This is a genomic window from Virgibacillus sp. W0181, assembly GCF_051846915.1.
Lineage (GTDB): Bacteria > Bacillota > Bacilli > Bacillales > Amphibacillaceae > JBPYCR01.
Window position 1 is genome coordinate 34,917 of record NZ_JBPYCR010000013.1, and the last position, 22,315, is coordinate 57,231.

The 22,315-nt window shown below is 37.4% G+C and carries 26 protein-coding genes; 25 read left to right on the top strand and 1 reads right to left on the bottom strand.

The window, feature by feature from the left end:
* The first annotated feature begins 3 nt into the window (after nucleotides 1-3).
* The 18 genes from hepT to ACLIBG_RS07715 all read left to right on the top strand — a co-directional run bounded on the left by hepT (nucleotide 4) and on the right by ACLIBG_RS07715 (nucleotide 15,049).
* On the top strand, nucleotides 4-972 hold the full coding sequence (gene hepT / locus ACLIBG_RS07630) for a heptaprenyl diphosphate synthase component II (RefSeq protein WP_439312168.1): 969 nt from the start codon (nucleotides 4-6) through the stop codon (nucleotides 970-972).
* 101 nt (nucleotides 973-1,073) lie between these two features.
* Nucleotides 1,074-1,520 (top strand): nucleoside-diphosphate kinase, encoded by a 447-nt coding sequence (ndk, locus tag ACLIBG_RS07635; RefSeq protein WP_439312169.1) that lies wholly within the window; start codon nucleotides 1,074-1,076, stop codon nucleotides 1,518-1,520.
* Between the two features lie 89 nt (nucleotides 1,521-1,609).
* Nucleotides 1,610-2,392, top strand: coding sequence for a CheR family methyltransferase (locus ACLIBG_RS07640; protein WP_439312170.1), 783 nt, complete (start codon nucleotides 1,610-1,612; stop codon nucleotides 2,390-2,392).
* Nucleotides 2,393-2,522: 130 nt separating this feature from the next.
* Complete coding sequence (gene aroC / locus ACLIBG_RS07645; RefSeq protein ID WP_439312171.1) at nucleotides 2,523-3,689, top strand: chorismate synthase; 1,167 nt, start codon at nucleotides 2,523-2,525, stop codon at nucleotides 3,687-3,689.
* Complete coding sequence (gene aroB / locus ACLIBG_RS07650; protein ID WP_439312172.1) at nucleotides 3,689-4,762, top strand: 3-dehydroquinate synthase; 1,074 nt, start codon at nucleotides 3,689-3,691, stop codon at nucleotides 4,760-4,762. The genes aroC and aroB overlap by 1 nt, the downstream gene beginning before the upstream one ends.
* Complete coding sequence (aroH, locus tag ACLIBG_RS07655) at nucleotides 4,759-5,148, top strand: chorismate mutase (protein WP_439312173.1); 390 nt, start codon at nucleotides 4,759-4,761, stop codon at nucleotides 5,146-5,148. Before aroB ends, aroH begins: the two co-directional genes overlap by 4 nt.
* Nucleotides 5,138-6,238 (top strand): histidinol-phosphate transaminase, encoded by a 1,101-nt coding sequence (gene hisC, locus ACLIBG_RS07660; RefSeq protein ID WP_439312174.1) that lies wholly within the window; start codon nucleotides 5,138-5,140, stop codon nucleotides 6,236-6,238. Before aroH ends, hisC begins: the two co-directional genes overlap by 11 nt.
* Nucleotides 6,239-6,241: 3 nt before the next feature.
* Nucleotides 6,242-7,342 (top strand): prephenate dehydrogenase, encoded by a 1,101-nt coding sequence (locus tag ACLIBG_RS07665; RefSeq protein WP_439312175.1) that lies wholly within the window; start codon nucleotides 6,242-6,244, stop codon nucleotides 7,340-7,342.
* A gap of 12 nt (nucleotides 7,343-7,354) precedes the next feature.
* On the top strand, nucleotides 7,355-8,647 hold the full coding sequence (aroA, locus tag ACLIBG_RS07670; RefSeq protein ID WP_439312176.1) for a 3-phosphoshikimate 1-carboxyvinyltransferase: 1,293 nt from the start codon (nucleotides 7,355-7,357) through the stop codon (nucleotides 8,645-8,647).
* Nucleotides 8,648-8,721: 74 nt separating this feature from the next.
* Nucleotides 8,722-9,969 carry a tetratricopeptide repeat protein gene (locus tag ACLIBG_RS07675; protein ID WP_439312177.1) on the top strand — a complete coding sequence of 416 codons (1,248 nt, stop codon included), beginning with the start codon at nucleotides 8,722-8,724 and terminating at the stop codon, nucleotides 9,967-9,969.
* Nucleotides 9,970-9,986: 17 nt separating this feature from the next.
* The gene (locus tag ACLIBG_RS07680; RefSeq protein WP_439312178.1) at nucleotides 9,987-10,559 is read left to right on the top strand and encodes a ReoY family proteolytic degradation factor; all 573 of its coding nucleotides are present in this window, start codon (nucleotides 9,987-9,989) and stop codon (nucleotides 10,557-10,559) included.
* A gap of 69 nt (nucleotides 10,560-10,628) precedes the next feature.
* Complete coding sequence (locus tag ACLIBG_RS07685; protein ID WP_439312179.1) at nucleotides 10,629-11,093, top strand: DUF2487 family protein; 465 nt, start codon at nucleotides 10,629-10,631, stop codon at nucleotides 11,091-11,093.
* A 156-nt stretch (nucleotides 11,094-11,249) separates the two neighbouring features.
* Nucleotides 11,250-11,765 (top strand): ubiquinol-cytochrome c reductase iron-sulfur subunit, encoded by a 516-nt coding sequence (locus tag ACLIBG_RS07690; protein WP_439312180.1) that lies wholly within the window; start codon nucleotides 11,250-11,252, stop codon nucleotides 11,763-11,765.
* A gap of 6 nt (nucleotides 11,766-11,771) precedes the next feature.
* Entirely contained in the window at nucleotides 11,772-12,446 is a 675-nt protein-coding gene (gene qcrB, locus ACLIBG_RS07695) for a menaquinol-cytochrome c reductase cytochrome b subunit (protein ID WP_439312181.1), read from the top strand.
* 21 nt (nucleotides 12,447-12,467) lie between these two features.
* Nucleotides 12,468-13,244, top strand: a complete 777-nt coding sequence (locus tag ACLIBG_RS07700; RefSeq protein ID WP_439312182.1) for a c-type cytochrome — start codon at nucleotides 12,468-12,470, stop codon at nucleotides 13,242-13,244.
* A gap of 149 nt (nucleotides 13,245-13,393) precedes the next feature.
* On the top strand, nucleotides 13,394-13,972 hold the full coding sequence (locus tag ACLIBG_RS07705) for a DUF1405 domain-containing protein (protein ID WP_439312183.1): 579 nt from the start codon (nucleotides 13,394-13,396) through the stop codon (nucleotides 13,970-13,972).
* Nucleotides 13,973-14,043: 71 nt separating this feature from the next.
* The gene (locus ACLIBG_RS07710; RefSeq protein WP_439312184.1) at nucleotides 14,044-14,301 is read left to right on the top strand and encodes a sporulation protein YpjB; all 258 of its coding nucleotides are present in this window, start codon (nucleotides 14,044-14,046) and stop codon (nucleotides 14,299-14,301) included.
* 67 nt (nucleotides 14,302-14,368) lie between these two features.
* Nucleotides 14,369-15,049, top strand: coding sequence for a zinc metallopeptidase (locus ACLIBG_RS07715; protein ID WP_439312185.1), 681 nt, complete (start codon nucleotides 14,369-14,371; stop codon nucleotides 15,047-15,049).
* 386 nt (nucleotides 15,050-15,435) lie between these two features.
* Here ACLIBG_RS07715 and ACLIBG_RS07720 read toward each other — a convergent pair whose 3' ends face one another.
* A complete protein-coding gene (locus ACLIBG_RS07720; RefSeq protein WP_439312186.1) occupies nucleotides 15,436-16,308 on the bottom strand; it encodes a YitT family protein in 873 nt (290 codons plus the stop codon).
* Nucleotides 16,309-16,510: 202 nt separating this feature from the next.
* On the opposite strand from ACLIBG_RS07720, the gene ACLIBG_RS07725 reads away from it, so the two are divergent.
* From ACLIBG_RS07725 to panB, 7 genes are read left to right on the top strand one after another with little or no spacing between them, the layout of a single operon-like run.
* Nucleotides 16,511-16,843 carry a nucleotide pyrophosphohydrolase gene (locus ACLIBG_RS07725; RefSeq protein ID WP_439312187.1) on the top strand — a complete coding sequence of 111 codons (333 nt, stop codon included), beginning with the start codon at nucleotides 16,511-16,513 and terminating at the stop codon, nucleotides 16,841-16,843.
* Nucleotides 16,844-16,873: 30 nt separating this feature from the next.
* Nucleotides 16,874-17,692, top strand: a complete 819-nt coding sequence (gene dapB, locus ACLIBG_RS07730) for a 4-hydroxy-tetrahydrodipicolinate reductase (protein ID WP_439312188.1) — start codon at nucleotides 16,874-16,876, stop codon at nucleotides 17,690-17,692.
* Nucleotides 17,693-17,741: 49 nt separating this feature from the next.
* Nucleotides 17,742-18,161 (top strand): methylglyoxal synthase, encoded by a 420-nt coding sequence (locus ACLIBG_RS07735; RefSeq protein ID WP_439312189.1) that lies wholly within the window; start codon nucleotides 17,742-17,744, stop codon nucleotides 18,159-18,161.
* On the top strand, nucleotides 18,158-19,291 hold the full coding sequence (gene bshA, locus ACLIBG_RS07740; protein ID WP_439312190.1) for an N-acetyl-alpha-D-glucosaminyl L-malate synthase BshA: 1,134 nt from the start codon (nucleotides 18,158-18,160) through the stop codon (nucleotides 19,289-19,291). The genes ACLIBG_RS07735 and bshA overlap by 4 nt, the downstream gene beginning before the upstream one ends.
* 15 nt (nucleotides 19,292-19,306) lie before the next feature.
* Entirely contained in the window at nucleotides 19,307-20,509 is a 1,203-nt protein-coding gene (locus ACLIBG_RS07745) for a CCA tRNA nucleotidyltransferase (protein WP_439312191.1), read from the top strand.
* On the top strand, nucleotides 20,485-21,495 hold the full coding sequence (locus ACLIBG_RS07750; protein WP_439312192.1) for a biotin--[acetyl-CoA-carboxylase] ligase: 1,011 nt from the start codon (nucleotides 20,485-20,487) through the stop codon (nucleotides 21,493-21,495). The genes ACLIBG_RS07745 and ACLIBG_RS07750 overlap by 25 nt, the downstream gene beginning before the upstream one ends.
* Nucleotides 21,479-22,315 carry a 3-methyl-2-oxobutanoate hydroxymethyltransferase gene (gene panB, locus ACLIBG_RS07755; protein WP_439312193.1) on the top strand — a complete coding sequence of 279 codons (837 nt, stop codon included), beginning with the start codon at nucleotides 21,479-21,481 and terminating at the stop codon, nucleotides 22,313-22,315. Before ACLIBG_RS07750 ends, panB begins: the two co-directional genes overlap by 17 nt.

Below are 22,315 nucleotides of genomic sequence, written 5' to 3' on the forward strand. Positions count from 1 at the left end.
TGCATGAAACTAGCGAAAATATATGGATATTTGAAAAAAGATTTGGATGTAATTGAAGAGGCATTGCGAGAAGTTATACAGGCTGAACACCCTGTGTTGCGTGAAGCATCAACCCAACTACTGCAGGCAGGGGGAAAAAGGATTCGACCTGTGTTTGTTTTGTTGTCTGGTCAATTTGGTGACTACAATTTGGAGCGAATTAAAAAAGTTGCCGTATCGTTAGAGTTAATTCATATGGCAACGCTTGTTCATGATGACGTTGTAGATGATGCAGAGCTGCGCCGAGGTTTGCCAACAATTAAACATCGCTATGGAAATCGGGTTGCGATGTATACGGGGGATTATATACTTGCTCGTGCTTTGGAAAATATAACGTTGATTCAAAATCCAATCATACATCGGCAATTATCAAAGACGTTGGTTGAAGTAGTTGAAGGAGAAATAGAACAAATTCAAGATAAATTTAACTGGGATCAGCAATTAAGAGATTATTTGCGAAGAATAAAACGGAAAACGGCACTGTTAATAGCGACAAGCTGCAAGCTGGGAGCTATTGCCGGTAACGTTTCGGAAAGAGAAGCCCACAAATTATATCAATATGGATATAACATTGGCATGTCTTTTCAAATCATTGACGATATATTGGATTTCACTTCAACAAATAAAGAATTGGGAAAACCGACAGGAAGTGATTTACTACAAGGGAATGTTACTTTGCCCGTTTTATTCGCACTCAAAGACCCGGCTTTTCATGATCACCTTTTGCAAGTATTTCGCCAACCTACTATATCAGAAGCAGAATTAAATGCACTACTACAACAACTGAAAGTAACAGATGCTATCGAAAAGTCTTATTTAGTAAGTGAAAAATACTTGGACAGGGCCTTACAAGCTCTTGAAAGTCTCCCTGATAATCGCGCGAAAAAAACATTGCAGGACATTGCAAGCCTAATTGGTAAACGTCGCTCTTGAGTCAGTTAGTTGTAATGTGTACGTATATTTGATAAAATTTTTATCGATTGTAAAGTATATGAACAATACAAAAAAACATATAGACTAATGAGGTGCAAAAAATGGAAAAAACTTTTTTGATGGTAAAACCAGATGGAGTACAACGGAATTTAATCGGAGAGATTATTACACGTTTTGAGAACAAAGGATTTAAGCTTGTTGCCTCAAAACTAATGGTTATTTCAGACGACTTGGCAAAAACCCACTACGGTGAGCATAAAGAAAGACCTTTCTTTGGTGAACTAGTTGATTTTATTACATCCGGTCCTGTATTTGCTATGGTATGGGAAGGGGAAAATGTTATTAAAACAGCCCGCGACATGATGGGTGCCACTAATCCGCAGGAAGCTGCAGCAGGAACAATTCGTGGAGACTACGGTATGACAGTAGGTAAAAATATTATTCATGGCTCTGATGCACAAGAGAGTGCAGAGCGGGAAATTGCTCTGTTTTTTGAAGACAAGGAAATATTATCTTATTTAAAACAAGATAATGAATGGATTTATTAATTCACCAAGCCTCTGTTAACAAAACGGAGGCTTCTTGTTTAGTTCGGTTTATTGGATTAATAGTATCTGTGTAAGAAAGAGGCGTGCAGATGGCTGATAATTATAATGAATTTATTTCGAGTATAAAAGGTAAACTCGGAATTGACCTCAATTTGTATAAGGAAACACAAATGAAAAGACGACTGATTTCCTTAAGGAATAAACGGGGGTTTCATACATTTGCTGAATACTTTAAAGCAATAGATATGGATCAACATTTATTAAATGAATTTATTGATCGAATTACAATAAATGTGTCGGAGTTTTACCGAAATCCCAAAAGATGGGAAGTATTGCGGAATACTGTTTTGCCAATTTTATCTGAAAATAAAAATAAGTTGAATATATGGAGTGCGGCATGTTCAACAGGAGAAGAGCCTTATAGTTTGGCTATCATGGCGAGAGAGCATTTTCCACATCTTAACACTAATATATTAGCGACTGACATTGATGATAAAGTTCTTGATAAAGCTCGACAAGGTGTATACCAGGAACGGGACATGAAAGAATTGCCACACAAATTACAAAAAAAATATTTCGTAGAGGAAAATGGATTATTTTACATTGACGCTTCCTTAAGAGCAATGATTCAGTTTAAAAAACATGACTTGCTTGCTGATCCACATCCGGAAGCAATTGATTTACTCGTTTGTCGGAATGTTCTTATTTACTTCACGGACGAAGCAAAGGAAAAAATATATTATCATTTTAGTAAATCACTTGCTCCTCAAGGAGTACTTTTTGTCGGTAGCACGGAACAAATTTTTAGTCCACAAAAGTATGGTATTACTTTATTAGATACATTTTTTTATCAAAAAACAAATAAGCAATGAATTGCTTCGTATACATACGTAATAATATGGAACCCATACATTGAAATCATATGTTATAATTGAATTTTAATTTATGAATTCTATTTAAAGAACTTAATTACTATTAAAAATTGTACGTGGAGGGGTAACTATGCGTTATATAACTTCAGGAGAATCTCATGGCAAGCAATTAACGACAATTATTGAAGGTGTACCGGCTCGAATGCCGTTATTGACAGATGATATTAATGAGTCCTTATTACGCAGGCAAAAAGGACATGGGAGAGGCCGAAGAATGCAAATCGAAAAAGACCTTGCAGACATTGTAAGCGGTGTTCGTCACGGTTATACATTAGGTTCCCCGATATCACTTGTTGTACATAATGATGATTTTAAACATTGGGTGAAAATAATGGGAGAGGAGCCCATTGAAGAAGATGCAAAAATTCGGCGAGTAGTTTCCAGGCCGAGACCTGGTCATGCTGATTTAAATGGCGCATTAAAATATGGTCACCGCGATATGAGGAATGTACTTGAACGGTCATCTGCCCGCGAAACGACTGCCCGAGTGGCCGCCGGTGCAGTTGCTAAGACATTGCTTAAGCATCTAGGTATTGAAATCGTCGGCTACGTAAAAGAAATTGCTGGAATAAAAGCAGAAGAAAAAACCTCGCTGACGATGGCGGAGCGGAAGGAGATCTCGGAAGAATCCCCCGTTAGAACGTTAGATAAAAACGTCGAACAACAAATGATGGACGCCATTGATCAAGCGAAGAAGGATGGCGATTCAATCGGTGGCGTTGCTGAAGTGTATGTAGAAGGAATGCCTGCAGGAATAGGTTCCTACGTGCATTATGACCGAAAGCTTGATAGTAAAATTGCTGGAAGTGTTGTCAGTATAAATGCTTTCAAAGGTGCGGAAATTGGCATTGGTTTTGAAGCGGCTCGAAAAAATGGTAGTGAAGTACATGATGAAATTGCTTGGGATAAAGAGAGAGGTTATTATCGAAAAACAAATCGATTAGGCGGGTTTGAAGGCGGCATGACAACAGGAATGCCTATTGTAGTTAAAGGTGTGATGAAGCCCATTCCAACGCTGTATAAACCACTTCAAAGCGTGGATATTGACACAAAGGAACCATTTAATGCAAGTATCGAACGTTCAGATTCATGTGCTGTTCCGGCAGCTTCAGTTGTAATGGAACATGTCGTCGCTTTTGAACTCGCAAAAGCGATTACCGAGCAATTTACAAGTGATTCATTTCCACAACTTCAAAAAGCAATTGCTGATTACCGTGAAGAAATCAGGTGCTTTTAGTGAACAAAATTGAAGTTCAGTCTTCTTCCCATGATTATACTGTATATATTGGAGAAGATATTCGCTTTCAAGTGCAAACATTATTAAACAAAGAATACTCCTCCGTAATGGTTGTTACAGACGAACAAGTTGCTGATTTGTATTTGCCAGATATTCGAAAGGGACTATCTGGCATGAAATCAATTGAAACCATTGTACCTGCCGGCGAACAGACAAAAAGTGTGGAATACTATTATAAACTTCATACAGAAGCAATTAAAAATGGACTAGACCGTAAATCACTAATCATTGCTCTTGGTGGCGGCGTCATTGGTGATTTAGCCGGATTTACCGCCGCAACGTACATGCGAGGAATCGATTATATTCAAGTACCTACGACTATTCTTGCCCATGACAGCAGTGTTGGAGGAAAAGTTGCCATTAATCACGAACTTGGTAAAAATATGATCGGAAATTTTTATGCACCTCAAGCAGTTATTTATGACGTCAATACATTAAGTACGCTAAACAAAAGTGAAATACGGTCCGGTTATGCGGAATTAGTCAAGGAAGCATTGCTTGCTGATCAAGCTTTTTTTCATGATTTGTTAACAGTGGATTTAAACAACTTGTCCAATGAACAGCTTGTTACCCATCTCCAGCAGGGAATCAGCATCAAAGCGCATATAGTCGAAGCGGATGAAAAAGAAGCGAATATAAGAATGTATTTAAACTTGGGGCATACGCTCGGACATGCTTTGGAAGCAGAACTGGGGTATGGTGCATTTACACATGGAGAAGCAGTCGCTATTGGTTTATTATTTGCGATTCGTGTAAGTGAATATAAAAACAAAATACAACTACCTTACGATCAACTGTATAATTGGCTCAAAACGAACGACTATCCGCTCCAATTACGTCATCTAAATATTGATCGAATAATAAGCAGAATGAAGTCAGATAAAAAGACAATGAATGATCATATTCAGATGGTTTTATTACAGCAAATTGCCGATCCGGTAGTGATAGAATTGAAGGATGAAGAATTATGCACTTATTTGAATAGATTTTTAAAAGAGTTGGTGATGATATGATTCGTGGAGTACGAGGAGCAACAACCGTTAAGCAAAATGAAGAAAATGAAATGATGGATAATACAAGAAAGCTTGTCCAAGAGATGATTTCTGTAAATGACATTGATGTGCAATCCATTTCACATATTCTTATATCCGTTACAAAAGAACTGAATGCCGGTTTTCCCGCAAAGTCAATTCGGGAAATGGATGGCTGGAATTTTGTACCGGTAATGTGTATGCAAGAAATAGATGTCCCCGGCAGCTTGCCAAACTGTATTCGTGTCATGATGGTCATTAATACAGAACAAACACAGGAAGCTATCCGACATATATTCCAAAATGAAGCCGTACGCTTACGACCGGATCTGGCTCACGCGGAAGGGGAGCAAGCAAATGGAAGCTAAAGCGATTCTAAAAGAAATGGCGCCTTATAGACAGGGTATGCAAATAGATGAAGTTAAAAAGAAATTTAATTTAACCCGAATAGTTAAATTAGCTTCCAACGAAAATCCATACGGTTATTCGGAAAAAGTAAAAGCAGCTTTGCGTAAGCTGGATCTGTCTTTCGAAATTTATCCGGACGGTCACGCTACACATTTACGTACAGCAACTTCCAAAAAATGGGATATAAAAGAATCGGAAATCGTTTTTGGAAGTGGATCCGATGAACTGATTGAAATCATTTGCCGTACGTTTCTTCATGAAGGGTTGAATACGGTGATGGCTGCCCCAACATTCCCACAATACAGGCATCATGCGTTAATTGAAGGGGCTCTCGTTAAAGAGGTACCGACAATTGAGGGAAATCACGATCTGGACGGAATGCTTCAGGCAATCGATGAAAACACAAAGGTTGTTTGGCTTTGTTCACCGGATAATCCTACGGGAACGCTTATTCCGCCGCAAGCTTTCCATCAGTTTATGGAAAATTGTCCTACTAATGTAGTTGTCGTGTTGGATGAAGCTTATTATGAATTTATTGACGGGTCGTTACAAATGGATGCATCCGCAAATATACAGCGATATAGCAATTTAATAATCTTACGCACCTTTTCTAAAGCTTATGGTTTGGCTGGATTACGGGTTGGATATGGCATTGCAAATGAAAAAATCACCGAAAAGATTAATGTTGTCAGAGGTCCATTTAATACGTCGATATTAGCACAAAAAGCTGCAAGCATCGCAATTGAAGATGATTTGTTTATACAGGAAACTGTGGAATCGAATGAGGTTGTTAAGCAAAAGTTTCAGCAGTTTTTAACATCAATCGGATGGCACTTTTACCCATCTCAAACGAATTTTTTGCTTGTATCCACACCGGGTGATGCCGATGAACTTGCTGACTATTTATTGGAAAATGGATTTATTGTTCGATCTGGAAACTTGTTGGGCTATCCTCATACCGTCCGAATAACAATTGGGACTAAACAAGATATGACACAATTGCAACAAGTAATAAAACAATTTCAACTGTTGCTGGATAAAGAGGTATAATTTATGAAACGTAAAGTAGTAATAGCCGGATTAGGATTAATCGGCGGTTCATTGGCTAAAGCTATTGGACAATCCGAGCAAAATTATATTATTGGTTATGATACAAATGCACAAACATTAGCATATGCACACAAACAAAAGATCATAGATGAATCAAATAACAGCTTTGATCATGCTGTGAAGCAAGCCGATGTCGTTATTTTAGCGGCACCAATTTCTGAAACTATTCACATGTTAGAGGAACTGAATCACATCACACTAAGTAAGGATATTATTGTTACAGATGTTTCCTCTGTGAAGGCTTCCATACTGGATACGGCTAATAAAATGACAAATGAAAAGGTGACATTTATCGGCGGTCATCCTATGGCTGGCTCTCATAAAGCAGGTATTCGTGCAGCGAAAGAACATTTATTTGAAAATGCCATCTATGTACTAAGTCCATCTACTAAGTGTCTGAACGGGAAAGTAAATATATTGAAAGATGTGTTAAAAGAAACGAAAAGTCATTTTATTATACTGCAGCCAGAAGAACATGATGAGATGACAAGTGTTGTTTCTCATTTTCCGCACCTTATTGCTTCATCGTTAGTTCATCAAGCAAAAAAATGGGAAACACGTCATGCATATTTACCGGAATTGGCTGCGGGCGGTTTTCGGGACATTACGAGAATTGCTTCAAGCAATCCAAAACTATGGCAAGATATATTTTTGCATAATGGGAATAAAATGACCGGTCTGCTTGAAGAATGGATTATTGAAATGCAATCACTAAAAGATGTTTTAGAACAGAATAAAAAAACAGAGATGATTACCTATCTTGAAGAAGCAAAAGTGTTTAGAGACGGATTAAATAAATCTAAACGAGGTGCTTTGCCATCTTATTATGATCTATATGTCGATATTAAAGATCAGCCGGGTGCGTTAGCTAAAGTTGTACAATTACTTGCTGTTGAAGAAATCAGCATTAAAAACATTCGCATTTTGGAAATCCGGGATGATGTGAATGGTGCGCTTCGTTTAACCGTTTCTACTAAAGAAGAACAAACAAAATGTGTTTACATCTTGCAACGATATGGATATGAAATAACGATTGAGAATTAGGAGGTAATTGTCTTGAGTGAAAGAAAACTTCTACCAATCTCTCAGCCAATTAGTGGAACGATAAAGATTCCCGGTGACAAATCTATTTCACATCGTGCTGTAATGCTTGGTTCTTTAGCTGTTGGGACGACCAAAGTAGCAAACTTTCTTACAGGTGATGATTGCCTTAATACAATAAAAGCTTTTCAAGCATTAGGCGTTTCAATTGATCGAGAAGGAACAAATGTAACGATAACAAGTAGAGGTGCAACTGCGTTGGAAGAACCAAAGCAGCCGTTGTATTTTGGGAATTCCGGAACAACAGCAAGATTAATGATTGGCCTGTTATCTGGATTACCTTTTGTGTCCATCATTCATGGGGATCCTTTTTTAACTATTCGCCCGATGGATCGTGTCGTTATTCCTCTGAAAAAAATGGGCGTATCGTTTGTTGGAAGAGAGGACGGTACCATGCTTCCATTAGCGATCAATGGTGGGAGTTTGAAAGGGATAACTTACCCCTTACCTGTTAAAAGTGCTCAAGTTAAATCAGCAATCCTGCTGGCAGGTCTTTTTGCTGAAGGGAAAACGACTGTGATCGAGCCGGCATTGACAAGAAACCATACGGAAAACATGTTAGCAGCTTTCGGAGCAGATATTCATACGAATAAAAATGAAATAACAATTACGAATAAACAGGGACTTCAAGCAACCGATGTCTTTGTACCGGGTGATATTTCTTCCGCTGCGTTCTTCATGGCAGCAGCTGCTGTCGTACCCGGTAGTAAGCTAACACTAACAAATATTGGACTGAATGAAACAAGAACAGGTATAATCGACGTACTACATCAGATGGGTGCGTCCATCGTTATTGATAACGAACAAATAATTAGTGGTGAGCGAATAGGCGATATTACATTAACCGAAACAGGATTGCGTGGTATTATTATTGAAGGTAATATTATCCCACGACTAATTGATGAAATACCGATTATTGCTTTACTAGCCACACAAGCGGAGGGTACGACAATTATTCGTGACGCCGAGGAACTACGGGTGAAAGAAACTGATCGAATTACAGCAGTAGTCGATGTATTATCAACGCTTGGTGCTGACATTCAAGGTACGAAGGATGGAATGATCATTCACGGAAGAACAGAACTATCGGGAGGCAATATATCCTCTTATAATGATCATCGTATTGCTATGATGGGTGTGATTAGTTCTTTAATTGCAAAAGCTGCTGTCGTTTTAGACGATGTTTCCTCTATTGCTGTTTCTTATCCGCGATTTTTTGAAGACCTGAGGCAAGTTATCAATAAATAATAAGAATCTGCATTTTTGCGGGTTCTTTTCCCTTTTTTGTTTACATGTAATGAAGTGGAAAGGATGCTTTGTAAATGGATGCAATTATGCAAGCACAGCAACTAATGGAAGAAAACAATAGTGAGGAAGCACTGCGACTATTGGAATTGCATTTGAAAAAGGCGAATGATGAAGAACAGTTTACAATTGCCGAGTTGTATTTGCAGTGGGGTTTCCTACAGGAAGCTAGTAACATTTTATCAGCATTATTACAACGTTATCCGGATGAATCGGAATTGAAAGTAATGCTGGGCGATATTTATATAGAATTAGAACAAGATGAAAATGCAATTGATTTATTAAATGACATTGAAGAAAAAGACACAGCATATATCCAGTCACTATTGCAATTAGCAGATCTGTATCAGGCTCAGGGGTTATTTGAAGTAGCTGAACATAAATTGCTTGCTGCAAAACAACTAGAGCCAGATGAACCTATTATTGATTTTGCCTTAGGAGAGCTGTCGTTCTCAATCGGAAAATATAATAACGCCATTACATTTTATGAAAAACTGCTTCCTGCGTCACCTATTATCGCAAATGTAACTATCGTTAGTCGGCTTGCCGAAGCTCACGCAGCTATTGGAAACTATGAAGAAGCGCTAACCTACTATCAAAAAGAAGATATCGAAGACCCAGACACCCTTTTTAAATATGGTTATACAGCTAATCAAGCCAATCGCAAAGATATTGCAATAAAAGCGTGGGAGAAAGTTGTTGAAATTGATCCACACTATCAGTCTGTATATTATGAGTTGGCAAAAGTATATAAAGAGGAAGGAATGGTAAATGAAGCACTTACTATTTCTGTAAAGGGCATCGAGAATGATGAGTTTAATAAAGAACTATACTATTTCGCAGGTGTACTTGCGCATCAATTGAATCAAAAGGATGAAAGTAAAACGTATGCTTATAAAGCGATTGCGTTGGATCCTGAGTACAAAGAGGCAATATTGTTTCTCATTGAATTGCTAAAAGAACAAGATGAGTTTGAAGAAATTAGGGAGACCATTGAATTGGCGAAAGAGAGTGGTGCGTTGGATCCAATTTATGAATGGGAATTGGCACGTGCATATAATGAATTGGAGAATTTCTCTAAAGCATTGACATGTTATAATGAAGCATACCCCCACTTTAAAAATGACGCTGAATTTCTTAAAGAATTCGGTTATTTTCTTGTAGAAGATGGCAAGATAGAAACAGCCATCCCAATCTTGAAAGCTTATTTAATAGAAGAACCGTTGGATGATGAAGTAGAAGCCTATTTGGAGCGGCTTCAATAAGAAAGAAGGAGTTTATGATGCATACGGTCGTCCCAACGAAAGAAAAACGCAACTTTATTTACTGGTTTTTACGGACCTATAAATTAAAGAAACGAGAAAGTGAATGGCTATTATTATATATTGCCGAGCATACAGAAATTTTAAAAAATGTTCACTTTATTCGGGGTGCAAAAAAATGTCCTCGGGGGATTGAATTGGCAAGTACTTGTTCGGCGAAGCCCGCATTTTTGTTTTACAAAAAACAACTGATGACAATAGATGCCGATAAAGCTTATCATGACATTAGGATGAATAAGGGTGAACATTTATATATTGAACTTCATTTTAAAAATGCCATACAAAGTTCACATTACGCGCTTGTTCTGGAAAACAATCCATATCGAACTGTTTCACACCATATACAGAATGCTGATCGCCAACAAACAAACAATTTGTTGGGACAAATCATATTTAATCGCAAACAAACGGAATTAAAAAAGAAAATAGATTCAGCGTTGGATCATAGGGATAGTGTAGCATTTATGAAATTTACTAAAGAACTGGAAAACCTTCAGAGAGATGGCATAGAAAACGACGAAGCGAAAAATTAATATTAATCTTTATTTATACTCATAATTTCTGAAAAATAATTCCATACTAAGAGGGATGTGGAACATTCATTGAAGTGGAGTAAAGATGACTTAAAAAAATATGTAACTGCAAAAGAATACGTTGATACTGTCTTAGTGCCACTTAGTCCATTTCATTATTCAGACGAAAGCCACTTTGACAAAAGCGCACTACAAAGAGAGGCTTTATTCATCTTTTCCAATGAGATTGAAAAAGAACTTTCAGGCAGAATATTGCTTTCTCCCGACTATAATTATATTAAAAGTAATAGTCTACAGTTGGAAACCCAACGACTAAATTCATGGGTAGAAGATGCACGCAAACAGCCGTTTAATCACATCTTTTTTATTACTTTTGATTTAAATTGGAAGAAATATGAGCAGGCTTTAGAGGGCCATTTACTATGGCTGCCGGGAATTCAGGGAGACTTGCATTCGAAGGAAATGATTACAGTTATACGTGGACAAGTAGAACAATTAGGTGAACTAATTCGCACTTATTGGCAAGATAAGTAGTTAGAATTTCACAGTTGATTATGTCAAATTCCAAAACTTTTGTTATCGAAAATGATATATATTGACCGAGTTCTCACTTTAAGCTATTATGGAAATGTCCTAGTAATAAATTCGAAATATATTTGTCCGTGATTAACGTGATAGAGGGGGGAAACCATGAGCGATAAGAAACAACAAGTGTCCCGTCGACAATTTCTAAATTATTCTCTTACTGGTTTAGGTGGCTTTATGGCAGCAGGAATGCTTATCTCACCATTACGTATGGCAATTGATCCGGTTTTGAAGAAACAAGAGACTTCAGGAGGATTGGCAAATGTTGGTCTTTCTGTAGATGATATAACCGAAGAGCCGCAACGTGTGGATTGGGAAGTGGAGCAAGTTGATGGATGGTACGAATCAGATGTAAAAAAAACAGCATGGGTGTTTAAGGATGAAAACGGGGATATTCAAGCATTTTCTCCGATATGTAAGCACTTGGGTTGTTTTGTTTCCTGGGAAGGAAGCGAAGAATATCCAAATGAATTTTTCTGTCCATGTCATAATGGCCGTTATTATAAAGACGGTACAAATGTGCCACATACACCACCACTGGCACCATTGGATGTTTATGAACAGAAGGTTGAGAATGGAATGTTATACCTTGGAGATGCAAAACCTAGAGGGGAGGCGTAATAAAATATGCTGCAAAAGATTTATGATTGGATTGATGATCGCATAGATATTACGCCGATATGGCGTGATGTTGCTGATCATGAAGTGCCGGAGCATGTTAACCCTGCATATCATTTTTCGGCGTTCGTATATTGTTTTGGAGGATTAACATTTTTCGTTGTTGTCATTCAAATATTGTCGGGAATGTTTTTAACGATGTATTACGTTCCTGATATTGAGAATGCTTGGAAGTCAGTTTATTATTTACAGACGGAAGTAGCCCATGGTCAAATTGTACGAGGTATGCACCATTGGGGCGCCAGTGTAATCATTGTTATGCTGTTGTTACATACAATGCGCGTATTTTTCCAAGGGGCATATAAAAAGCCACGTGAACTAAATTGGATGGTTGGCGTGCTCATCTTCTTTGTTATGCTTGGATTAGGATTTACAGGGTATTTACTGCCTTGGGATAATAAAGCTTACTTTGCAACTCAGGTTGGGCTAGAGATTGCCGAACAAGTTCCGTTTATCGGTGCTGAATTAAAAACATTGCTTTCAGGCGATGAAACCATTGTAGGCGCTCAAACATTGACACGATTTTTCGCGATTCACGTGTTTTTCCTGCCGGCTGCCCTATTTGGTTTACTTGCAGTACACTTTATCTTAATACGTAGGCAAGGTATAGCCGGACCACTATAAAAAGAAGAGGAGGGATAGGCTGTGAAGAAAGGTAAAGGAATGCGGTTTGTTGGTGATTCCCGAATTTCCGCGGATAGAACACCTAATATACCTAAAGATTACTCGGAATATCCCGGCAGAACGGAATATTTCTGGCCAAACTTTTTACTTAAAGAGTGGTTGGTTGGCTCTGTATTTCTAGTTGGATTTTTATGTCTTGTTTTGGCTCACCCTTCACCGCTTGAAGGAGTGGCGGACCCAACAAATGCAGGGTATATCCCATTGCCGGATTGGTATTTCTTATTCTTATATGAATTATTAAAATATGACTTTGCTAGTGGACCATATATTATTTTCGGAATCCTGATTTTGCCAGGTCTGGCATTTGGAGGACTATTATTGGCACCGTTTCTTGACAATGGACCTGGACGCAGACCTCCAAAACGGCCAATTGCTGTTGCGATGATGCTTCTTGGACTAGCATCGGTCATTTGGTTGACATACGAATCAGCTGCTGCTGTGGATTGGGAAGAGCGTGCAGAGATGAATAAGCCAATTCCGGCTTCTGATATAGAAATTGATACTGAAGATCCCGGTTATGCTATTTATGAAAGTAATTGTCTAAGCTGTCACGGAGATTCATTGGAAGGTGGAGCTGCAGGACCTTCATTAATCGGGACAGAGCATAGTGCAGAAGAAATAGCAACAATTGCAAAAGAAGGTATTGGCGATATGCCACCGGGCATTTTTGGCGGTACTGATGAAGAACTAGAACAGCTAGTTAACTTTATAACATCTGTCAATGAACAAGCCGAATAATGAAAAAACACCTTTGCCATTACTATTGGTGAAGGTGTTTTCTTCATTATAATATAATCTGCAATCGTGTTATCATAAAAATTCCAACATTAATAATGTTAACAAATTGCGGGAAAATGGATTGTCTGCCGCTAAAGGAGCTTTGGATTATGTATTATAAATATTTATTGCTGAATAAACAATTTCTAATTATACTTTTCTTGATTAATTTGTTTGGTACAATATATGGTTACATTTGGTATAAAAGTCAATTGGTAATCACACCGGCAATTTTTTTACCATTCGTGCCCGATAGTCCGACGGCAACTCTCTTTTTTACAATTTTCCTTGCTTTTCTTATTTTTGGTAAAAATGCCCCATATATAGAAGCGCTTGCAATTACTTCATTATTTAAATATGGAATTTGGGCTGTTGTTATGAATATCTTTACACTCGTTGTTAATGGAACGCTTGGATGGCAGGGATATATGTTGATTGCTTCTCACGGTGCAATGGCATTGCAAGGACTCTTATATGCACCGTTTTATGCAATCAAGCTCAGGCATCTAACTTTTGCAGCAATTTGGATTTTGCATAATGATATTATTGATTATGTTTTTGGCATGATGCCTATTTATTCTTCATTGATCACATACATAAATCAGATTGGTTACTTTACTTTTTGGTTAAGCGTCTTGACTATTATAGTTTCGTATAAATTTACAATAGGAGCAAACAGACACAGTTAAATCAGCCGTTATAAATTTAATATCCTGTACATACATTAATAAAAGAAGATGTATGTGGGGTGATCTCTATCATGAAATATAAAAGACATGTGTGGATTTTTACATCGTTAATAGGGATCTTTGTTTTAGGGTTTGCTATTCCGGGATCGACTTATGCAGGATTCTTTATTATTACGTCGAGTAAAAATTATGATATTATTCCGTTCAACTGGATTATAATTTTATTAGGTGGAATAATTATGCTTACGTTGTCTTATGTCAGTTGGAGGAAGTATAAAGGCATGCAAAACAAACGAAATAAACAACGAGAAAAGAAATCAAATAGTTGACTATTGCCCCGTTTTTGACTAATATTGACTTATACAAAACGATATACGTTGTGGAGGAATGGAATAAATGTCACTAGGCACCTATCTCATTTATTTTGCTTTACTTTTAATCATCCCGCTTTGGGCGCAGTCAAAAGTAAAAAGTACGTACAAAAAATATTCAAAAAAGGCTACATCTTCTCATATGTCCGGTGCACAGGTTGCACGAAAGATTTTGGACGACAATGGACTGTATGATGTTCAGGTACAAGAAACGAAAGGTGTATTAACGGATCATTATGACCCGAGAAAAAAAGTAGTTCGTTTATCAAGCGGCAACTTTCACGGTCAATCCATGTCGGCTTCAGCAATTGCGGCACATGAAGTTGGTCACGCGATTCAGGATGCGGAAGAATATGCTTTCTTGAAATTTCGAAGTGCTCTTGTTCCCGCAGCAAGTTTTGGTTCAAATACGGCCATTTTTGTAATCATCGGTGGCTTTTTATTTGATCAGATGAATTTAGTATTGCTTGGGATTATTTTCATGGCTGCGGCCGTGCTGTTCCAGCTTGTCACATTGCCTGTTGAGTTCAATGCCTCCAGCAGGGCAATGACACAGCTAGTAACGACAGGCATTATTCAAAACAATGAGGAACGGGAAACGAAAAAAGTGCTTGATGCTGCTGCACTAACTTATGTGGCTGCCGCTTTGGTAGCAGTTGCCGAGTTAATTCGTTTTATATTAATGTATGTTGCGAGCAATGATTAATTTTATCTCTCAAAATTTTCATAGATATCGTTAAGAGAAACAGCTCAGTACAAAACTACTGAGCTGTTTTTTGGCATTATATATAATGAAAAAGCTTCTATAAGTTTGTGTACGAAAAGCGAACTGTAACTAGGCTGTGTTGTTATAAGCGACAAACTAAAACACATCCTAATAAGAGTGAACATAGTAAAAAAGAAACATCATTAAAACTGATATAAGATACTTGGATTTTTTAAAAGATAAGAATGTATATAATTTTGAGCATAGCTGTCTAGCTTAAGCGCCCATCCCCTCGAGGTCTTAAGCAATAACTCTTCGTGGCAAAAATCGCCACTACGATTTCTTGCTTAAGCTTGTCGGGGCTGACCAGGGCGCTTGCGCTTTTCTTATTGTTCAATAGGTTTTTTGTTCTCATCTAATGTAAATCCTTCACCAATTACATCGTGAACAGAACTGACAGCAACGAAAGCATGCGGGTCAATCTGATCAATTATATTTTTTAAACGGACGATTTCATTTCTTCCGACAACGCAATACAAAACATTTTGCTTTTCTCCAGTGAAACTTCCTTTACCGGATAAAATGGTAACACCGCGATCCATATTTTGGTTAATTTTATCAGCTATTAGTTCGCTTTTTTGAGAAATAATAGTGGCTCCACGAGCAGAATATGCACCTTCTTGAATGAAATCAATTACTCTTGCGCCAATATAAACAGCTACTAGTGTATACATAGCTTCCACGAGTTCCAATATAACAAAGACGGATGTTGTGATAACAACAAAATCAAATAAAAACATCGTCTTTCCCATACTCCAACCAACATACTTATGGACAATCCTTGCAATAATATCTACTCCGCCGGTAGTTCCACCATATCTGAAAATAATCCCCAGTCCGACTCCGATAAAAACACCGGCAAACAAAGCGGCTAACGTCATATCTGATTGTAAATAAGTAGGAAACGGATTAATTTGAAAGACTCTCAAAAACAGAGAGACACTAATCGTTCCGATAATCGTATATATAAATGTGTTTCTTCCAAGGAATTTCCAACCAATAAAAAATACTGGGATATTTAACAAGATATTTGAGATTGCGGGATCCCATCCCCATAAAAAATAAAACAAAAGAGTGATACCTGTAAAACCTCCTTCACTCAAATTATTTTGCATATTAAAGTGAACGATACCAAACGAAAAGATTGCTGATCCAAGCAGGATAAAAAAAATATTTTTTATTTTTAACCCAAAAATCATATATAATAACCTCCTGACAAAATTTCATGTAATTTTATATACATAGTGATCGATTAAGAAATACAGTTTTATTTTTAAGTATAATCAATAAACTTTGCTCATACAATCATTGTCCTATCTTCAGAAAAAGAATAAATTATTTGTCAAAAACGGTTCTATTAGCTAACATGAAAGAAGATAACATGCTGTAAGAGGAGTTTTTATGATTAAAAAACCATATCAAACGACTGAAATTCAACAAAGAGTGGATAAGTATATTTCACAATTTGAAGAAGGCTATTTTTCACCGTTAAGCCTCCTTGCACGTTTAACCGAGGAAGTCGGTGAATTAGCACGGGAAGTGAACCATTATTATGGAGAGAAGGCTAAAAAACCAAGCGAAGAGCAAATAACGATCGAAGAAGAACTAGGAGATGTTATTTTTGTTCTAACTTGTTTTGCAAATTCACTTAAAATCGATTTATCAGACGCATTTAATCAATCCATTAATAAAATAGAAGAAAGAGATAAAAATCGTTGGACACGAAAAGAATGAATACAACTAGCTAGTTGAGGAGGAAAATAGATGAGTATTAAAGTTATTATTGCAGGGCCACGCGGGAGAATGGGATCTGAAGCAATTAAAATGGTTACGAAAGAAAAGTCGTTACAGCTCGTCGGTTGTATTGACCGTAAAAATAATGGTAAGACCTTACAGGAAATTGAATTAACTACATTTGTTGACCTTAACGAATATAGGGATGTTCCGATCTATGAAAATCCATCAGAGTGCTTCGAACGGGTGGAAGCGGACATATTTATTGATTTAACGATTCCGGATGTTGGTTTTATGAATACAAAATTAGCCATTCAGCATAAAATTCGTTCGGTAGTAGGGACTTCAGGGTTTACACAGGAACAACTGAATGAGTTGTCAAATTTAGCGAAATCAAACAATGTAGGATGTATTATTGCTCCTAATTTTGCCATAGGCGCTGTCTTAATGATGCAATTTTCGAAAATGGCTGCTAAATATTTTCCAGACATTGAAATTATTGAAAAGCACCATGATCAAAAAGTGGATGCACCATCAGGTACAGCGATCAAAACGTTGGACTTGATACAAGAATCGAGAGAAAATAAAAACCAAGGCCATCCAGACGAAACAGAAATTATTAAAGGCTCTCGTGGCGGAGATGTCTCTGGAATGAGAATTCATAGTATACGCTTGCCAGGGCTTGTTGCTCATCAAGAAGTTGTATTTGGAGGGAAAAGCGAGTTGTTAACAATCAAACATGACTCGTTTAACAGAGATTCATTTATGGAAGGTGTTAAATTAGCCATAGATTCCGTTATGGAGAAAAACGAACTCATATATGGACTAGAAAATATATTGGAATTTTAATAAGTAGTCGTATAGTCTTACAATAAGCTGAACAGGCAGGTGTTATTCGATGAATATTGCACTCATTGCACATGATAAAAAAAAGACAGATATGGTGGAATTCAGTATTGCCTACATTCATGTATTGAAGGAACATGATCTTTTCGCAACTGGTACAACCGGTAAATTAATAGCTGAAGCAACAAAGCTTCCTGTTCATTGTTTTCAATCCGGTCCTATTGGAGGCGATCAACAAATAGGTGCAAAGGTTGCTAACAATGAAATTGATATGATTATCTTTTTCAGAGACCCCTTAACCTCCCAGCCGCATGAACCAGATGTCAGTGCATTAATGCGATTATGCGATGTCCATCATATTCCGCTATGTACAAACTTGGCAGCTGCTGAAATTGCAATTAGGGGAATGGAGCGTGGTGACTTCCGTTGGAGAGATGTCGTGAAAAAACAAAGAGAAAAGGGATTTGTATGAAAAAGATAGGTATCACTTGCTATCCAACAATTGGGGGATCAGGGGTGATCGCAACCGAATTGGGAAAACTGCTGGCAAAGCAAGGTTATGAAGTTCATTTTATAACTTCCAGTATGCCCTTTCGGCTTAATTGCACGCATCCGAATATTTTCTACCATGAGGTTGAAGTAAATCATTATCCAGTGTTTCAATATCCACCATATGATCTTGCATTGTCTGCTAAAATGGCAGAAGTAATTGATCGAGAAAAACTCGATATTTTACATGTTCACTATGCAATGCCTCATGCTATATGTGCAATATTGGCACGAGAGATAGCGAAGCATGATGTGAAAATTGTAACGACCTTACATGGCACGGACATAACAGTGCTAGGGATTGATCCTACGTTTGAACAAATGATTAAACACGGTATAGAAAAATCAGATGCCGTTACAGCTGTTTCGCATAGTTTAGCAACAAACACCGCGGAGACCTTACATATTCAAAACGAAATTTCCGTTATTTATAATTTTATTAATGAAAGTGAATATTACGTAAAAAATGATCCATCAATAAGGGATAAATTTGGAATCGGGCAAGACGAAAAGGTAGTTATTCATATTTCAAATTTCAGAAAAGTAAAGCGCATTACGGATATTATTCATACATTTAAAAAAATAACTGAAGCAACCAATGCTAAACTGTTGCTTGTCGGGGATGGGCCGGAATCATCGAGAGCACATGAACTTGTGGAAAAAATGGAAATTTCAAATCACGTAATATTTTTAGGTAAGCAGAAAAAAATTAGTGATCTGTTAGCTATTTCCGACTTAAAATTACTATTATCAGAGCAAGAAAGTTTCGGGCTCGTTTTATTGGAGGCGATGGCTTGCGGTGTACCATGCATTGGAACGAATGTAGGAGGAATTCCGGAAGTCATCACACATAACGAAACAGGCTACCTTGTTCATTTAGGTAATATAGAAGAAGCAGCAAATTGTGCGCTTCATATTCTAACTAATCACGATGTTCATACAGACTTTTCGAAAAACGCAATCCTTCAAGCTCAAACAAAATTTCATTCAACAGAAATCGTTCAACAGTATATGGAGCTTTATGAACGAGTCCTCAAAAAACAGACGGTATAAATGGAGAAGTAAATTATGATTAAAAGCCCTTTTTTGAAAGCAATGCACGTTATTGAAACAATTGAAAAAAATAATCACCAAGCTTTTTTTGTTGGGGGCTGTGTACGTGATTTGCTACTTGGGAGGGCTATCGGCGATATTGATATCGCTACTTCAGCTTCTCCACAAACGATTAGCAAGATTTTTGATTCTGTTATTCCCGTCGGTATAGAACATGGAACCGTGATCGTAAGACATGCCAATGAATCATTTGAGGTAACTACATTTCGCAAGGAAGGCAAGTACTCGGATCAGCGTCACCCTGATGAAGTCCAATTCATAACGAATATTGAAGAAGATTTAAAAAGGCGTGACTTTACAATTAATGCATTGGCTATGCGTAAGGATGGGCATATCATCGATTTGTTTGAAGCGAAAAAAGATTTAAGCATTCGTCAAATCCGTACGGTCGGTAATGGTCTGGAACGCTTTAGAGAAGACCCGCTAAGAATTATTCGTGCATTACGGTTTGTAAGCCAGCTTGGATTTTTCATCGAAGAAGATACAATGCAACATATGAAACAAGTTAAAAAAGAAGTCGAAAACTTGGCTGTTGAACGTATTACAAATGAATTTCAAAAGTTTTTTGCCGGTACATATGTAAACAAAGGGATCGACTCTTTTATCGAGTCGGGAGTATATAACTATTTACCGATTTTTAAGTATCATTCATCACTTATTACCCGACTGCCAAAATCTTTCCATCCTATTTCATCTTTTGGAGCAGTCATCGCACTATTTCATAAGCTGGATGAACATATACTTGTAACTGAATGGATAAATGCATGGAAATGCTCGAACAATGCAAGAAATGAGGCAATCACACTCGTAAAAGCATTAACTTATTTTGAGAATCATGGTTTAGATGAATGGCTTATCTATCAATTGCCGGAAACGTATATGAATCGTTTTGTAAACCTTGTTCATATTCTTTATCCAACGAGAAAATTAGATATAGCGGTCGTACAAGCAATGCACCGGGATTTGCCGATAAACTCGAGGCAACAACTTGCGCTAAAAGGTGATGAATTGATGCGATTATTTCCGAATTTGCAGAAGGGCCCATGGATTCGTCGAGAACTAGAGCGCTTAGAGAAGCAGGTCGTATTCAAACGCTTAAAAAACGAAAATAAACAATTAAAGGAGTGGATTACATGTCATCCACCCGAAATAAATTAATTCAATTATTAGCAGAACGAAAAGACCAATTTACATCAGGTCAATTATTATCGGAAAAATTACAAATATCTAGAAGCGCGATTTGGAAGCATATGCGCGAATTAGAAAAAGACGGTTACATAATTGAAGGGAAGTCCAATAGAGGGTACCGAATCAGTGGCTATCCAAGTAAACTAAGCGAGAACACAATACAATGGGGATTAAGCACGAAATGGCTAGGGAAAAAAATTATTCATAAAGAAAGTACAACTTCAACCCAGCGACTAGCTCATCAAGCTGCCCTTGATCATGCAGAGCATGGGACGGTTATTATTGCAGATCAACAAACAGAAGGAAAAGGAAGAATGGATCGTTCTTGGTACTCGACTAAAGAGAAAGGAATTTGGATGAGTATAATTCTTCGACCGCGGATTTTACCATATCTTGCTCCTCAACTTACTTTACTTGCAGCAACTGTTATAGCCGATGTGATCCATTCGATCTCCACAGTGAAACCACAAATTAAATGGCCAAATGATATATTGATTAATCGAAAAAAATTAGCGGGAATATTAACTGAAATGCAGGCAGAGCAAGATAAAATTCAATATGTTGTTATTGGAATGGGATTGAATATTAATCAATCACAAACAGAGTTGCCAGAAGGTATCCGGTCAAAAGCTACTTCTTTGAAAGTGGAAACAGATCAAGCATGGAATTTACAAGAGGTAATACAAAAAATGTTAGTCACTTTTGAAAGAAAATATACCGAATATATGGAAAACGGGTTTCCCGGAGTAAAAAATGAATGGGAAAATTATGGTTTTCGGTTGAATGAAGCTATATGGATTAAAACGATGCAATCAACATGGCTAGGAACTTTTATTGGCATTTCTGAAGATGGTGCGTTATTAGCCGAAACGAAGGATAGAGAAGTAAAGAAAGTGTATTCCGCAGAAATTTCATGGTTTGATGAGGGGGAAGAATATTATGCTGAACCGAATTGATTTAACTAAAATGAAAGCATCAAAAGAAAAAATAACAATGGTAACAGCTTATGATTATCCATCTGCCAAACAAGCAGAAATGGCCGGTGTTGATACGATTCTCGTCGGTGATTCAGTCGGAATGGTCGTTTTAGGCTACTCGACCACTGTACAAGTCACATTGGAAGATATGATTCACCATACAAAAGCAGTTAAGCGTGGAGCTTCAAATACGTTTACCGTTGTCGATATGCCATTTATGTCTTACCATATATCGATGCAGCAGTCGTTAGAGAACGCCACGAAGCTTTTTCAGGAAACAGGTGCCCAAGCGATTAAATTAGAAGGTGCATCGGAAGATATATTGACGTTAACAAAACGACTATCAGATGGAGGAATACCAGTTTTTGCTCACTTAGGCCTAACCCCACAAACTGTTAATGTCCTTGGAGGATATAAGGTTCAAGGAAAAGATAAAAACTCAGCTGAAAAGTTGTTAAATGAGGCAATCCAATTAGAAAAAAGCGGCGCGATCGGACTTGTACTGGAATGTGTACCAAAGGAATTAGCTAAAATAGTAACGGAATCGATTGGTATTCCTACGATAGGTATTGGAGCAGGGAATGACTGTGACGGACAGGTTCTTGTTTATCATGATATTTTGCAATACGGAGTTGACAGATTGCCAAAATTTGTGAAGCCGTATGCCGACATTAATAAGATTAATGTGGAAGCATTACAATCCTATATAACTGAAGTAAAAGATGTATCTTTCCCTACATCAGATCATACTTTTTTCATTAAAAATAAAGCTGACTTACCAGTAAATAAAAGCAGGTAG